The sequence below is a fragment of the Mesorhizobium sp. LjNodule214 genome, assembly GCF_964252735.1.
In the GTDB taxonomy this organism is placed as follows: Bacteria; Pseudomonadota; Alphaproteobacteria; order Rhizobiales; family Rhizobiaceae; genus Mesorhizobium.
This window is the reverse complement of record NZ_CAXUPE020000001.1, coordinates 1860520-1875971: the sequence shown is the minus strand read 5'-3', so window position 1 is coordinate 1875971 and position 15452 is coordinate 1860520. Positions and strand designations below refer to the sequence as shown.

The 15452-nt window shown below is 63.0% G+C and carries 11 protein-coding genes; 6 read left to right on the top strand and 5 right to left on the bottom strand.

The window, feature by feature from the left end:
- Window positions 1-10: 10 nt before the first annotated feature.
- The gene (gene katG, locus ACSQ3Z_RS08920) at window positions 11-2200 is read right to left on the bottom strand and encodes a catalase/peroxidase HPI (RefSeq protein ID WP_436170926.1); all 2190 of its coding nucleotides are present in this window, start codon (window positions 2198-2200) and stop codon (window positions 11-13) included.
- Window positions 2201-2329: 129 nt separating this feature from the next.
- On the opposite strand from katG, the gene ACSQ3Z_RS08915 reads away from it, so the two are divergent.
- A complete protein-coding gene (locus tag ACSQ3Z_RS08915; RefSeq protein WP_436170925.1) occupies window positions 2330-3238 on the top strand; it encodes a hydrogen peroxide-inducible genes activator in 909 nt (302 codons plus the stop codon).
- 92 nt (window positions 3239-3330) lie between these two features.
- Here the strand turns inward: ACSQ3Z_RS08915 and ACSQ3Z_RS08910 are convergent, their stop codons facing one another.
- Both ACSQ3Z_RS08910 and ACSQ3Z_RS08905 read right to left on the bottom strand, forming a co-directional pair.
- Entirely contained in the window at window positions 3331-3909 is a 579-nt protein-coding gene (locus ACSQ3Z_RS08910) for a class I SAM-dependent methyltransferase (RefSeq protein WP_436170924.1), read from the bottom strand.
- A 187-nt stretch (window positions 3910-4096) separates the two neighbouring features.
- Window positions 4097-5320 carry a flavin-containing monooxygenase gene (locus tag ACSQ3Z_RS08905; RefSeq protein WP_436170923.1) on the bottom strand — a complete coding sequence of 408 codons (1224 nt, stop codon included), beginning with the start codon at window positions 5318-5320 and terminating at the stop codon, window positions 4097-4099.
- A gap of 295 nt (window positions 5321-5615) precedes the next feature.
- On the opposite strand from ACSQ3Z_RS08905, the gene ACSQ3Z_RS08900 reads away from it, so the two are divergent.
- From ACSQ3Z_RS08900 to ACSQ3Z_RS08890, 3 genes are read left to right on the top strand one after another with little or no spacing between them, the layout of a single operon-like run.
- A complete protein-coding gene (locus ACSQ3Z_RS08900; RefSeq protein ID WP_436170922.1) occupies window positions 5616-6440 on the top strand; it encodes an N-formylglutamate amidohydrolase in 825 nt (274 codons plus the stop codon).
- Entirely contained in the window at window positions 6437-8305 is a 1869-nt protein-coding gene (locus ACSQ3Z_RS08895) for a flavohemoglobin expression-modulating QEGLA motif protein (protein ID WP_436170921.1), read from the top strand. Before ACSQ3Z_RS08900 ends, ACSQ3Z_RS08895 begins: the two co-directional genes overlap by 4 nt.
- Before the next feature lie 13 nt (window positions 8306-8318).
- On the top strand, window positions 8319-9365 hold the full coding sequence (locus tag ACSQ3Z_RS08890) for a glutathione synthetase (protein ID WP_436170920.1): 1047 nt from the start codon (window positions 8319-8321) through the stop codon (window positions 9363-9365).
- A 182-nt stretch (window positions 9366-9547) separates the two neighbouring features.
- On the opposite strand, the gene ACSQ3Z_RS08885 is transcribed toward ACSQ3Z_RS08890, so the two are convergent.
- Window positions 9548-10651, bottom strand: a complete 1104-nt coding sequence (locus ACSQ3Z_RS08885) for a calcium:proton antiporter (protein WP_436170919.1) — start codon at window positions 10649-10651, stop codon at window positions 9548-9550.
- A gap of 152 nt (window positions 10652-10803) precedes the next feature.
- Window positions 10804-11025: a cysteine rich repeat-containing protein gene (locus ACSQ3Z_RS08880; protein ID WP_436170918.1), complete on the bottom strand. Its 222-nt coding sequence runs from the start codon at window positions 11023-11025 to the stop codon at window positions 10804-10806.
- A gap of 81 nt (window positions 11026-11106) precedes the next feature.
- Between ACSQ3Z_RS08880 and ACSQ3Z_RS08875 the strand changes: the two genes are divergently transcribed.
- Both ACSQ3Z_RS08875 and ACSQ3Z_RS08870 read left to right on the top strand, forming a co-directional pair.
- Window positions 11107-12273, top strand: a complete 1167-nt coding sequence (locus ACSQ3Z_RS08875; RefSeq protein WP_436170917.1) for an efflux RND transporter periplasmic adaptor subunit — start codon at window positions 11107-11109, stop codon at window positions 12271-12273.
- A complete protein-coding gene (locus ACSQ3Z_RS08870) occupies window positions 12270-15410 on the top strand; it encodes an efflux RND transporter permease subunit (protein WP_436170916.1) in 3141 nt (1046 codons plus the stop codon). Before ACSQ3Z_RS08875 ends, ACSQ3Z_RS08870 begins: the two co-directional genes overlap by 4 nt.
- Window positions 15411-15452: the final 42 nt, after the last annotated feature.

Here is a 15452-nt window from a genome sequence, read left to right as displayed (position 1 = left end):
ACTACCGCGATCAGGCCAAGAGGTCGAAGCGATCGGCGTTCATCACCTTGGTCCACGCCGCCACGAAGTCTCTCGCAAACTTCGCCTTGGCGTCCGCCGTCGCATAGACTTCGGCCAGCGCGCGCAACTGCGAATGCGAGCCGAAGATGAGGTCGGCGCGGGTGCCGGTCCACTTGACTTCGCCGGTCTTGCGGTCGCGGCCCTCGAACACATCCTTGGCGTCCGACGCCGCCTTCCATTCCGTGCCCATGTCGAGCAGGTTGACGAAGAAGTCGTTGCTCAGCGTTGCCGGCTGGCTGGTGAAGACGCCGTGCTTCGACTGCCCGGCATTGGCGCCGAGAACACGCAGGCCGCCGACGAGAACCGTCATCTCAGGCGCCGTCAGCGTCAGCAACTGCGCCCGATCGACCAGCGCTTCCTCGATGGTCAGGCGCTGCCTGCCGCTGACATAGTTGCGGAAGCCGTCAACCGTCGGCTCCAGCGGCGCGAAGGAGTGGATGTCTGTCTGCTCCTGCGAAGCGTCCATGCGCCCCGGCGTGAAGGGAACCGTCACGCCGTTCCCGGCGGCCTTCTCGATGGCGGCACCGCCGCCGAGAACGATCAGGTCGGCGAGCGAGACCTTCTTGCCGCCGGTCTGCGATGCGTTGAACTCCTTCTGGATCGCTTCGAGCTTGTCCAGCACCTTGGCCAGCTCGGCCGGCTGGTTGACGGCCCAGTCCTTCTGCGGCGCCAGGCGAATGCGCGCGCCGTTGGCGCCACCGCGCTTGTCGGAGCCGCGGAAGGTCGAGGCCGAGGCCCAGGCCGCCGAGACCAGTTGCGGCACCGACAAGCCGGACGCAAGGATCTTCGCCTTCAGTGCGGCAGCGTCCTGCTCGTCGATCAGGACATGATCGACCGCCGGAATGACATCCTGCCAGGGCAGCTCTTCCTTCGGAACGAGCGGGCCGAGATAGCGCACGCGCGGACCCATATCGCGATGGGTCAGCTTGTACCAGGCGCGCGCGAACGCGTCGGCGAACTGATCCGGGTTCTCATGGAAGCGCCTCGAGATCGTCTCGTAGGACGGATCGAACCGCAGAGCGAGGTCGGTGGTCAGCATCGAGGGCGCATGACGCTTGGCCGAATTGTGCGCATCCGGCACGCTGCCGGCGCCGGCACCACCCTTCGGCGTCCACTGGTGAGCGCCGGCCGGGCTCTTGGTCAGCTCCCAGTCGAAGCCGAACAGATTGTCGAAGAAGTTGTTGCTCCATTTGGTCGGCGTCGTCGTCCAGGTGACTTCCAGGCCGCTGCCGATCGCATCGCCACCCTTGCCGGTGCCGAATGTGCTGGCCCAGCCGAGGCCCTGCAGCTCGATGTCGGCGCCTTCCGGCTCCACGCCCACCAGCCTCGCGTCGCCCGCGCCATGGGTCTTTCCGAAGGTGTGGCCGCCGGCGATCAGCGCGACGGTCTCCTCATCGTTCATGGCCATGCGGGCGAAGGTGTCGCGAATGTCGCCCGCCGCGGCCAGCGGATCCGGATTGCCGTTCGGGCCTTCCGGGTTGACGTAGATCAGGCCCATCTGGACGGCGGCGAGCGGGCTCTGCAGATCGCGGTCGCCGCTATAGCGCTCGTCGGCCAGCCACTTGCCTTCGGGACCCCAGTAGATGTCCTGCTCCGGCTCCCAGACGTCGGCGCGGCCGCCGGCGAAGCCGAACGTCTTGAAGCCCATCGATTCCAGCGCGACATTGCCGGTAAGGATCATCAGGTCGGCCCAGGAGATCTTGCGGCCGTATTTCTGCTTGATCGGCCATAGCAGGCGGCGGGCCTTGTCGAGATTGACGTTGTCCGGCCAGCTGTTCAGCGGCGCAAAGCGCTGCTGGCCGGCTCCCGCACCGCCGCGGCCGTCGCCGATACGGTAGGTGCCGGCGCTGTGCCAGGCCATGCGGATGAACAGCGGCCCGTAATGGCCGAAGTCGGCCGGCCACCATTCCTGCGAATCCGTCATCAAGGCATGCAGGTCCTTGATCACGGCGTTGAGGTCGAGACTTTTGAATTCCTCGGCATAGTCGAACGCTTCGCCCATCGGGTCGGACAGCGGCGACTGCTGGTGCAGCACCTGCACGTTCAGCTGGTTCGGCCACCAGTCGCGGTTGGCCCTGGCAGCGGTGGTGTGCACGACGGGGCATTTGCCCGCGCTGTTGTCATCGGTTTTCGCGTCCATCTTTACTCTCCGATTTGCTGAATCTTTTTCCGGGCGGCTTCGAGCCGCCAATCTGGAACGATTCCAGACTAGGCCGCCTTGCCGATAAAGACAAATTGCCTTTCCTATTTTTTTCGATAGGATTTTCTTATGATCGGTCTCACCGTCCGGCAGATGCAGTATTTCGAGGCGCTGACGCAGATGCTGCATTTCGGCCGCGCGGCCAAACTCGCCGGCGTCAGTCAGCCGGCGCTGTCCGCGCAGATCGCCGAGATGGAGCAGCGGCTCAACTGCCGGCTGTTCGAGCGCGGCGGCAAAGCAGTGCGGATGACCAACGAGGCGCTGGCCCTGCAGCCCCGCATCGAGCGCATTCTTGCCGATATACGTGACGTCGAGACGACCGCCAGGCGCGGCCGCCCGGCCTTGGAGGGGCGCTTCCGGCTGGGCATCATCCCGACGGTCGCACCCTATCTCTTGCCGCATGTGCTGCCGGAGCTGAAACGGCATTTCCCGGCCCTGCAGCTTGAACTGCGCGAAGCGGTGACAGCCTCGCTGATCGAGGACAGCGCCTCGGGCAGGCTCGACGCCTTCATCGCCGCCCTGCCGCTCGATCATCCTGGCCTGGTCAGCGAGGAGCTGTTTTGCGACCGCTTTTTCCTCGCCGTGCCGTCAGGCGATCCGGCCTTCGCCTCGCCGCCTGTGCCGCCGGAGAGCCCGGCGCTGGAACGGCTGATGCTTTTGGAGGAAGGCCACTGCCTGCGCGAGCAGGCGCTCGCGGTGTGCGGCAGCGTGCGCCCGGTGGCGATGGCGAGCTACGGCGCCACCAGCCTGACGACGCTGCTGCAGATGGTGGCGCATGGGCTCGGTGTCACGCTGATCCCGGAAATGGCGACAGGGCCGGCCAGCGTCATGCGCGATCTCAAGATCGTTCCGTTCCAGGAGCCGATGCCGCAGCGCACGATCTGCCTGGCCTGGCGGCGCAACAAGGTGCGCCACGACGAATGCGTGGAACTGGCGAAGATTATTCGCGGGCTGGACGCGGCGGTGCTGGCGGCTTGAGCTGCCGCCGCATAGACCCAGATCGGCAATCGGCGCGGAAAGCGATCCTGGCGCGTTGGGTCGCTTGGGGACCTTCGGAATAGGAACTCAAATCAGGCGCGTTCGAGAATATCCGCCTTGATGGGCTGGTCGAAGATCAGTGACCCTTCGCTGTCGCGCTCTGCCGCCGCGAGCACGGCAGCTCTGACGGCCGATTTGTTTTGCTCCACAGTTTCGCGTCGCGACGGATCGACAGCTACAATGCGATCCAAAAAGCCGTCCACGGTTCGAAAGACATCGCAACGAATGTAGTTCAACGTCGCCCTCCGAACGAGCACGCCAGACCGTGTGGCCGTCTCGATCGCGCGTTGCGCCGCTAGCCGGACAACGGTCTCGTCTTCGACCAATCGAAGGGCGGAAAAGAAGGTGCCGGTCGCCAACGGCTCGACAATGATCACGACGCCATTTGGCCTGACGACACGCGCTGCTTCGCGCAGCGCCGCTTGCATCGCCATTTCAGGAACGTGGTGAAGCGCATTGATCATCGTGCAGAGGTCGAATGTCGCGGTGTCGAAAGGAAGAGCCTCCGCCATGCCTTCGACGAAATTGGCCTGCGGAACAGCGGCCATGGCAGCCCGTATGGCGTCCACGCCCGGATCAATGCCGACCACCCTGCGCGCCTTCGGCGGCAAGTTGCCCTGCAAAGTTGCCGGCCCCGCAACCGACGTCCAGAATTCTAAGCCCGGCGATCGATGGTCGCACCGATCTGACAACAGCCAATGGACTGTCTACAGGTTGCATTGCCCGTCCACCTTTTGCCCCTTGATCGCAGCCGGTTCGCGGCGCCTCGTCTGCTTCAATATCCAACCCGAGGTCGCCTCATCTCTTTGCGAGATGGTCAACCAGACGGGCTGCCTCCTCGGCAATACCGGGTACCGTGCCCGATTTCCGCGTTGATGCGAAATCGAGACCGGCGAAGTAGATGCCGGGATCGACGCCTATGCCATCCGCGTGCAAGGGCTGACCGGTCGCATCGAGCGCGCCCGGCAACCCAACCCATCCGAAATCGCCAGTAGAGCCGGTACACCAGATTACCGAAGAGATCCCGCTTGCGGCTAGGTCGATCGAGCGGATGGGTGGCCTCGGCAGTCGCGGCTCGACGGTTTCGGCCGGATCGTCCTCGGCCGGGGGCGCCTGAAGGCCGGTGCGCTCGATATACTGGTCGACCAGGCGCTTGGCATCTGCAGAGACCTCGTCGGCAAAGCGAATATGGTCATCGAGTTCATCGCCAAAGATGAGGCTGCCGTTGTCCACGCCCAGAAATCGACCGAGCAGAACGACGCCCTCCGCGCTGAGCAACTGCAGGCTGATGGTGTGCGTCGCGCCGGCTAGCGGGCGTGATGGCACCTTGCCGGATGGCAGGAGCAGTTCTTGGCGCCGGGCATCGAAATGACCGCTCAAGGTCAGCCAATTGAGCATGCCGCCGCCGCGATAGTGCCGCACCCAGCGGCCGTTTCGGCTGGTCGCCAGAAAGACGGAGCGCCCAGCCAGGACCAGGCCTTCGGCAATCTGGCCTCCCGACTGGCCGCTGCCGACCACCAGCACCGCGCCGTCGTCAAGTGCGGCCGCACTGCGGTATGCTGAGGAATCGATCTGGCGAAGTGCCGGCGGCAGGTTGGCGGACCAGGGCGGCCGCACCGGACAATTCAGATTGCCACTCGCGATCACCACGTTACGTGCCCGAACCGGGCCTTGCGGCGTCACCACCCGATAGTGCCCATCGTCTCTTGTCAGTTCCTGCACCGGAATCCCGGTTCTCACCGGCAGTCGGTGCCGCTCGACGTAGCTCTCCAGATAGGCGACGAATTCGTGGTGCGTTATGGCACCCCAAGGATCCGGCCCGCCGTAGGAATCGCCGGGCAGGATCGAGCGTATGTTCGACGAATTCAGCCGGAACGAGTCCCATCGCTGCATTCGCCATGTCTCGCCGATGCGGCTTCGTTCAAGCACGCAATGTTCGAGCCCTTGCTGTTTCAGGAAATAGCTTACGCCGAGCCCGGCCGAGCCGGCGCCTACGACAACGGAATCAAGTATTTCCCCCACCGTGTTCCCCGACAAAAAATACGCTTTCAAAAATGATCATGTGCCGGGGAGCGGACGCGAGGGCGCTCACCCTTGCAATGCGGCAAGGCATTTCGTGCCGCCAATTCGACCGCACCTAAATAAGGACAGCATACTGCAAAGCGCCCATTTCCGACAGTCCCAAGGATGGAGGCCGGCGTATTGGATCATCTTCGGCGTTGTGTCTCCATGTGGAAGCTCGGCTTTGCTCAAGAGCAGGCCCGCCGGGCTTTTGTGATGACCCGGAACCGTCCGCCCTCTCCACGCATTTCGATGGATGGTGAGCAAGCCTATTTTCAACAATAGTCCGGGTGGGTCACCGGCAGGCTGGACAATCAAGCTCGGCGATTCTCCCGTCATTGGCACGGCGATCCACAGCGGCTCCGACGTCGGGCGCGTTTGCCAATCGCTCATGTGTATCCCCGACCCAGACCGGCAGCGGGAGGAGGATCCCTTCACCGAGCACCTTATCGCCGATTTCCCAAGCCAGATCATCGTTCATCGATCGCGCTTTCAGGTCGATCTGAACCGGGCGCGCGAGGCTGCGGTCTACCGGTCGCCGGACCAGTCCTGGGGCCTGGACGTATGGCGAGAGCCACCGGCCGAAGACATCGTGAGCGAGTCTCTCGCCTTTCACGATGCGTTCTACGGCGAGCTCAAGCGTGTGCTTGCCGATGTCGAGAAGCGCTACGGCAGGTTCGTCCTTGTCGACGTCCACAGCTACAACCACCGGCGCGCAGGGCCGAAAGCAGTGCCTGCGTCGCAAGATGGCGCGCCTGACATCAATATCGGCACATTTTCGATGGACCGCGCGCGCTGGGCGCCGGTCGTCGACGCCTTCATGGAGGCGCTGCGCGGCCAGCGTTTCAACGCCGAACCGATCGACGTGCGCGAGAATGTGTCTTTCCAGGGCAAGGGCGAGCAGACCCGTTTCGTCCATGCCAATTTCCCCGAGACCGGGTGTGCCATCGCGGTCGAGTTCAAGAAGATCTTCATGGATGAATGGAGCGGCGAGCCCGACTGGGCGGCGATCGAACGGCTGCGCGCCATGCTGGCGTCCACGGTGCCCGTTCTCGAGGCTGCGCTGCGGGGCATGACATGAAGCCGAAGCTCGTCGAGGCTGCGTCTCCGTTGGCGGAGATCGAGGCGGACCTGGACGCGCTTTTCCGGGACGGCAAGCCGATCCGCCGCGAGTTTGGCGACGGCAACCGTTTGCATATCGATCGGCCGCTGCCGTTTGTCTGCGTCCATGTCGGATCGCAGCAGGATGCGGCGTTCCAAATTGTTTCCGCGAATGCCTCCTATCTGATCGCGGCCGACATCGGCCTCGCCAGCGAGGTCGCGCGGCTGGTGGCGCGAAGGATGCGCGATCATTGCGGCGCATTCCTTGTCATCGACATCGGCGAGTTGGCCGAAGACCGGTTCCTGACGGAGGACGTACCGTTCCTGCCGCCTTTTGAGATTGCACTGTCCAGCGGCGACACCGCGGCGGAGAAAGCGGCGCTCAAGCGCTTCACCGCCGCCGCGTCCGGACGCGAAGCGAAATACCGCACGCCGCGCGTCGACGAATTCATTCCCACGACACGCGGCGAAGCGCGGCTCTCGGATGATCTCGGCAATGTGGCGGGCCTGACGGTGCGCTTCGCGCCGATCTACAGGGTGCCGGGCAGCGAACGCGTCTATCCCGAATTGCGCGACCTTGTCGTCGCCAACATGGTGGATTCCGCGCTTCAGGCAGTCAGCGCCTTCCTGAAGGCATCAAAGCTGGAACAGCCGGCAACCCATCGTTCGCTGGGGCGGCGCGCCTACATCGACGCTGTCGTGCGCACCGACCGGGCACTCGACAGCGTCGCGTCGACATTCGATTTCCTGCTTGCCGTCACACCGATCAACGCCGAACCGGCCTGGCTGGAATTCCAGGCAGGCGGCTTCGAGCATGTCCCCGCATTGCTCTACAGGCCGCTCGAATTCGAGGTCGCCGCCCAGAAGCGGAAGCTCTATTCGGTCTCGCTCGATCATCTGGAAGATCCGCTGCTGACCACGCTGCTCTCGCAAAAGCAGCAGGAACTCGATCTTCAACTGTCGATGCTCGCGGCACGCGAGACGCCCCGCTTCGTTGAACTCGGACGAGCACTCTATGGCAGCGTCGAGCCGAGCCTGGCGACTCGAGCACGCGCCATTCTCGAAAAGGTGCCCCGCGCTGCGTCGGCGGCGAGGCAGAAGGGACTGGGCGCCGACGCCGTCGCCGCAGCCGCACGAGACATGATCGCCGGATACCGCGCCGCCTACTCCGATTTCGATGCTTCCGTGGAGATCCGCGGCGACCTGCCCGCCGGCCTCCTCGTCTCTCGAAACCTGCTGCTGGTTTCGCGCGATACCAACCTTCCACCGGAGCGTCTCACCGCGCTGCTCAGTCACGAGATCGGTGTCCATCTGTTGACCTATTTCAACGGCGATGCGCAGGGGCTCGCCATCTTCCGCAACGGGCTCGCCGGCTATGAGGGCATGCAGGAGGGTCTGGCCGTGCTGGCGGAATATCTGGTCGGCGGCATGACCGCGGCGCGGTTGAGGCTGATCGCGGCCAGGGTTATCGCGTGTCGGGCGATGCTTGATGGTGCGACGTTCGAGGAAACCTTCCGCGTTCTCCATGAGGATTTCGGTCTCGACGACCGCAGCGCCTTCAATGTCGTTCTGCGTGTGTTTCGCGGCGGAGGCCTGGCAAAGGACGCCATCTATCTGCGCGGCGTGGTGCAGGTCCTCGATCATCTGAGGAATGGCGGCAGCCTCACGCCGTTCTGGATCGGCAAGATCTCGGCCGCGCATTTCGGCGCAATCCAGGAACTCAACGCGCGCGGCTTGCTGCGCGCGCCGCGCCTCGAACCTGCATTCCTCTCTTCCGACGCGGCGCGTCCGCGGCTCAAGAAAGCGATAGCGGGGATCGATCCGATCGATATGGTTGAGACTTGAGGGAGCATCCCCGATGCGCATTGCGTTCTTCGTCAATTCGATCGAGAGCGAGACGCCAGGCTACACGACGACAACGCTGGCGCTGGCTGCAACCCAGCGCGGACATTCGGTTGTCTATGTCGAACCAGGCGACTTCATACTGCGTCCGGATGACAGCCTGGCTGTCAGCGTCGCGGTCCTGCCTGATGCTCCCTGCAAGACGCCGGACAAACTGTATGCTGCCCTGAAGGATGCCACGAAGCAGAAGAAGACGTTCGCGATAGGCGATATCGACGTCTTGTTTCTGCGCAACGACCCGTCGCTCGACGGCACCGATCGACCATGGGCCGCCAACGCAGGCATCATGTTCGGGCGGCTCGCAGCGGAACAGGGCGTCATCGTCGTCAACGATCCGGACGGTCTGGCACAGGCACAGAGCAAGCTGTACCTGCAGACCTTTCCCGAAGCGATCAGGCCGGCGACCCTGATATCGCGCAGCATTGCCGAGATCCGCGCATTCATCGACAAACACTCGAAGGGCTGCATCGTCAAACCACTGCAAGGGTCGGGTGGCAAGAACGTCTTCCATATTGCGACGCCTACCGATTCCAACCTCAACCAGATTTTCGAGGCCGCCAGTGGTGACGGCTATCTCATCGCGCAGGTCTACATTCCGGAGGCCAAGGCTGGCGACGTGCGCCTTTTCCTGATGAACGGCCTGCCGCTGATGCGCGACGGCAGCTACGCCGCCTTTCGCCGTGTCCCGGCCAAGGGCGACGTCCGCTCCAACATCCACGCCGCCGGAACCGCCCGCAAAGTCAAGGTAACGGACACGATGTTGCGCATTGCCGAGATGGTACGCCCCAAACTGATCGGCGACGGCATGTTTCTGGTTGGGCTCGACATCGTCGGCGACAAACTTCTGGAGATCAATGTCTTTACGCCAGGCGGGCTGGCACCGCTCGCCGACATGTACAAGACCGATTTTGCCACACGAGTCATCGTCGCGCTGGAGGAGAAGGCGACGCTGCGCCGAGCCTATGGAAAGACCATGCCGAATTCGCGGCTGGCGACGCTTTGAGGATGCAGGCAAGTCGGATAGCGATTTCCTAGAGCGGTTCAGCTTTTGATAGAATCGCCGACCCGCTCTAAGCATTTGTTTTTACGCAATTCCGGACGGAAAACCGCACCGCACTTTTCCTGGAATTGCTCTAGCGGTCGCCGTCCCATCCATGCGTCCGATTGCCAGCTCGCACCAAAGCTTCAAGGTATAAATATCAAAAATACATAAGTAAAAAATACGACAGCATGGACCATGCCGGTCAGGAACGTCGTTCTTTCGTTACTAAAGCTTACGCCGCATATGAAAAGCGCTAAGATCAGAAGTACTGCGTCAGCCTCCGGGAGCCCTAACGTTAACCCCCTTCCCGTCAGCAGGCTGGCGGCCGCGACCGCCGGTATTGTCAAACCAATCGTCGCGCAGGCCGAACCCATCGCAACATTCAAGCCGCGCTGCAGCTCGTTGTTGAGTGAAGCACGGATCGCCGAAATGGCCTCCGGCATCAAAACCAACCCCGCGATCATTGCCCCCACGATACTGTCAGCCTGGGTCACCTGGTAGGCAACGAGCGCATCTTCGACGCTTGCGGCGACTTGCTCGGCGAGCATGACAATTCCGATCAGCCCGATGACCAGGAGCAGAGCGCTTGCAGAGATGTTTTTGTGAGGGGCGGTTCGCGCCGAAATGTCGTGTGCCAGTCCTTCGATGAAATCGTCCCGGTGCCGAACTGTCTGCGCGAACACAAAACTTGCATAGAGCAGCACGGAAAGTACGCTCACAAAACCAAGTTGAGCTGCTGAAAATGTGCCGGGATCGGTGGTACGCGTGTAGGTCGGCAGAATAAGCGTCATGACGGTCAATGCGACCAGAACCGCCAGATATGCGCTGGTCCCTTGCCGAACAATCGCCTGCTTGCGATGACGCCAGCCGCCAAGCGTGAGACACGTGCCGACAACGCCGGTAGATGTGATCATCACCGTCGAGAAGACGGACTCACGCGCAAGCGTGGGGTTGTTCTCGCCATGCAGCATCATGGAAACGATGATCGACACTTCGATTGCCGTCACGGCGAAAGTCAGCACCAACGTGCCGTACGGCTCTCCGACACGCCGAGCCACCGCCTCGGCGTGGTCGAGCACCACGAAAATGGTGGTAAACATGATGGCACTCGAAAGCGCTCCGACAAGGATCCTGACGCTCGGCGAACCTTGGTCCACCGACAGCCCGCTGGCTCTGACCGCGACAGCCATTGCCAGAGCGGCCAAGGGCATCGCATAAGAAGTCACCGATCGTGCGAAACCACTCATCGAAGTCCTGTGCGTTCTGCGAATCTTGCGGGAAGCCTGTGTGACCTTAGCCAATATCATTGCGAGCCGGCAGATCCCATCGGCCGGCGTTTCCAGTCCCCACAAGTAGCGTCACCTGCGGCTCCAGAGGATGCCGGAGGATCGCGGCGGTCCTATCCCGGCGAGTTCGCCTTGACGACCTTCTGACATTCCGGCGTCAGCTCGCTGAGATGGTCGGACAGGCATTTGACGACGCGGCCGCCGCCCGGCTCCACGCCTTTGCAGAAATTCTCGAAATCCGCCTGGCAGGCCTCACGCTCGGCAGCTGTCTGCGCCAGCGCCGTGTTGGCTGCAAGTTGAGTTGCCAAGAAAAGCACGCTGAAAGCAATCCGCATGACAAATCCCTCCAAATTAGGTAAGTTCAACTCACTTTCATAACGATGCGATATATACTGAGAAGTTTGCAGAGGGGCAAAATGCTTTTCGTATCGCTTAGAATCGCGCCAACGGCAGGTTTGTTTGCCGCTGTTGCGCTGATGTCCGCGTGCAGTCAGGAAAACGCCTACGTACCGCCGCCTCCGCCCAAGATAGACGTGGCGCTTCCGGTCAAGCAGACCGTGACCCCCTATCTCGAGGCCACAGGCAGCGCCGCGGCGGTGAACACGACGCCACTGGTTGCGCGCGTCTCGGGCTTCATCCAGGAAATCGACTACAAGGACGGCGACGCGGTCAAGGCCGGCACAAGGCTGTTCCTGATCGAGCCCGATACCTACCAGCTGGCGCTCGAGCAAGCTCAGGCCGGGCAGGGTTCAGCCGATGCCGCCGCCAAGCAGTCCGGTGCCGACCTGAAGCGCCAGCAGGAGCTGCTGTCCCAGAAGTTCATTTCGCAATCGACCGCCGACCAGGCCGCCGCGGCGGCGGACGTCGACATTGCCAAGCAGAAGCAGAGCGCGGTCGACGTCAAGCAGGCTCAACTGAATCTCAGCTACACCGAGGTCAAGGCACCGTTCGCGGGCATCGTCACCTCCCGCCAAGTGTCGACGGGGCAGCTCGTCGGTGCCGGCAGCGCCACCACGCTCGCGACCATCGTTCAGCTCGCTCCCATCTACGTCAACTTCAACATCTCGGAACAGGACGTGCTGCGCATTCGCGCCGCCATGGCCAAGCGGGGAATAGCTTCCCAGGACCTCAAGAAAATACCGGCCGAGGTCGGCTTGCAAAACGAGACCGGTTATCCGCATCAGGGAACGCTGGACTATGCCGCGCCAGAGGTCACCGCCGCCACCGGCACGCTCGCGGTCCGCGCTGTGCTGCCCAACGACGACCGGGCGCTGCTGCCGGGCTATTTCGTGCGCGTGCGCGTGCCGCTGGGCGAAGAGCCGGATATGCTGCTCGTTCCAGACCGGGCTATCGGCAGCGACCAGAGAGGCCGCTACGTGCTCGTCGCAGGAAAAGACGACGTCGTCGAGGAGCGTCCTGTTGATACCGGCCAGCTTGTCGGAGCGTTGCGCGTGATCACCAAGGGGATCGCGGCGGAAGACCGTGTCCTTGTCTCCGGCCTGCAGACGGCCGTGCCCGGCCAGAAGATCGAACCGCAGGTGAAGACGCTGGAAGCGGTCGCCACTGACGGCGCCGCGCAATGATCTCCAAATTCTTCATAGAGCGGCCGGTCCTGGCGAACGCAATCGCCATCCTCATGGTCGTCATCGGCGTCATCTCGCTCTTTGCCCTGCCGGTGGCGCAGTATCCCGACGTGGTGCCGCCCACCGTTTCGGTGACCACGCGCTACCCGGGCGCGAGCGCGCGTGCCGTGATCGACACGGTGGCGCTGCCGATCGAGCAGCAGGTCAACGGCGTCGAGGGCATGATCTACATGCAGTCGTTCGCGGCATCGGATGGCAGCTACAATCTGACCGTCACCTTCGCCATCGGCACGGATCTCGACCAGGCGCAGGTGCGCGTGCAGAACCGTGTGTCCACCGCCCTGGCATCGCTGCCGCAGGCGGTGCAGGTGCAGGGCGTCACCGTTCAGAAGAAATCGACCGCAATCCTCGAGATCGTCACGCTGACGTCGCCTGACAAGCAGTACGACAGCCTCTATCTCGCCAACTACGCGACCATCCAGCTGAAGGATGAGCTGTCGCGGATACCGGGTGTCGGCAACGTGAATGTGTTCGGCGCCGGCCAGTATTCGATGCGCGTCTGGCTCGATCCGCAGAAGATGCAGGTTCGCGGCCTTACCACGCAGGACGTCGTCCAGGCGCTGCAGCAGCAAAGCGAACAGGTGACCGCCGGCCAGGTCGGCGCGCCGCCTTCGCCCGACGGCCAGTCCTTCCAGTACACGATCGAAGTGTCCAGCCGCCTCGACGACCCCGACCAGTTCGGCGCCGTGATCGTCAAGACCGGCGCCAATGGCGACATGACGCGCGTGCGCGACATCGGCCGGGTCGAGCTCGGCGCCCAGACCTATGGGCAGTTCTTCAATCTCGACGGCCAGCCTGCGGCGGGTCTGGCCGTTTTCCTGTCGCCAGGCGCCAATGCGCTCGATGTGGCCGGCAAGGTCGAGGCCAGGATGAAGGAACTGTCGGGCGAGTTCCCGCAGGGCCTGGTGTACTCGATCCCCTTTGACACCACGATCTTCGTCAGCCAGGCGATCCACGAAGTCTACAAGACGCTGATCGAAGCCGCGGTGCTCGTGCTCATTGTCATCCTGATCTTCCTGCAGGACTGGAGGGCTATGCTGGTGCCTGCAACGACCGTGCCGGTGACGATCATCGGCGCGTTCGCGGCGATGCTTGTACTCGGCTTTACCGTCAACCTGTCGACCCTGTTCGCCATCGTGCTCGCCATCGGCATCGTCGTCGACGACGCCATCGTCGTGGTCGAGGGAGCCGCGCACAATATGGAGCGCGGCATGTCGGGCCACGATGCGGCGGTCGCGGCGATGAATGCGCTGTTCGGGCCGATCATCGGCATCACGCTGGTGCTGATGGCGGTGTTCCTGCCGGCTGCTTTCTTGCCCGGCCTCACAGGGCAGATGTACGCGCAATTCGCGCTGGTGATTGCAGCAACAGCCTTGATCAGCGCCATCAACGCGGCAACGCTGAAGCCTACTCAGTGCGCGACCTGGCTGAGGATTCCGGTGCCGCTGGACCAGCGCAATGCCTTCTTTCGAGGCTTCAATGGCATCTACCAGCGCACGGAGAACGGCTATGCCCGCTTGATCGGATCTATGGTCCGTCACAGCGCCGTGATGGGCGTCATTGCGCTGCTGATCATCGGCGCGGCGGGCTACGGCATGTCGCGCGTCGCCACCGGCTTCATTCCGATCGAGGATCAGGGCTACCTGCTGGCTTCGGTTCAGCTGCCCGATGGAGCGGCGCTCGGCCGTACGCAGGACACGCTGCAACAGGTTTCGAACATCGCCAAGGCAACCCCGGGCGTCGACAAGGTGGTGACGATCGCAGGCCTATCGGCCCTCGACAACAATTCGACGCTCGCCAACGCCGGTGTTGCCTACATCATCCTCAAGGACTGGAGTGTGCGCAGCAAAGGCGAGGATCTCGCGTCGCTCTATGCGACGCTCAACAAAAGCCTGTCGGACATGGCGGACGGACGTGTTCTGGTGCTGCCGCCGCCGCCGATCCAGGGCATCGGCAACGCTGCCGGATTCACCATGCAGATCGAGCTGCGTGACGGTAGTTTCGACCTCGCAAAGCTGCAGAACGCGGCGGACGCGCTGACCAGGACCGCCTCGACGCAGTCGGGCATCCAGCGTGCATCGGCGACGTTCCGCTCCAACGTCCCGCAATACAAGGTCGAGTTCGACCGCGAGAAGGTGCAGACCCTTGGGCTGACCACGGACCAGGTCTTCCAGACGCTCGCAGGTTATCTCGGCTCGACCTATGTCAGTCAGTTCAACAAGTTCGGGCGCGTATTCCAGATCTATGTGCAGAGCGATTCACAATTCCGCCTGGCGCCCGAGGACATCGGCCGCCTAACTGTGCGCAACCAGAACGGCGACATGATCCCGCTCGGCACGGTGTTGACCATCACCCCAAGCGTCGGCCCCTCGCTGATCAGCCTCTACAATCTCTATCCCTCGGCATCGATCCTTGGCGTGCAGGCTCAGGGCTTCTCGTCGGGCGACGCGATCAAGCTGATGGAGGCGGCCGCGGCCGACACGTTACCCCCCGGCACCGGCTTCGACTGGACGGCACTCTCCTTCCAGGAAAAGCTCGTCGGCAGCCAGATCTACCTTGTGTTCGGCATGGCGCTGCTGCTGGTCTATCTGGTTCTGGCAGGCCAGTATGAGAGCTGGCTGGCGCCGATCTCGATCTTGCTTGCCGCACCGCTGTCGCTGGTCGGCCCGGTGCTGGTACTCACTGGTCTCGGCATCGACAACAATCTCTATGTGCAAATCGGCCTGATCCTCTTGATTGCGCTGTCGGCCAAGAACGCTATCCTGATCGTCGAGGTGGCGCGCGAGTTGCGCGCCGCCGGCAGGCCGATCGTCTATGCGGCGATCGAAGCGGCGCGAGCGCGCTTCCGCCCGATCCTGATGACGTCGTTCGCCTTCATCCTCGGCGTGGCGCCGTTGGTGTTTGCGACGGGCGCCGGGGCCAGCGCACGCAAGTCGATCGGCATCACGGTGTTTTCCGGCATGATCGCCTCCACCTGCCTCGCCGTTCTCTTCGTGCCTGCCTTCTTCGTCATCCTGCAGCGAGTCGAAGAATGGCGCACCGCGCGCAAGACGAAGCGTATCACGCTTCCCAGCTAAGGCAGCATGGTCTCGGCCCTCTCGGTGAGGGACGCACCTGCA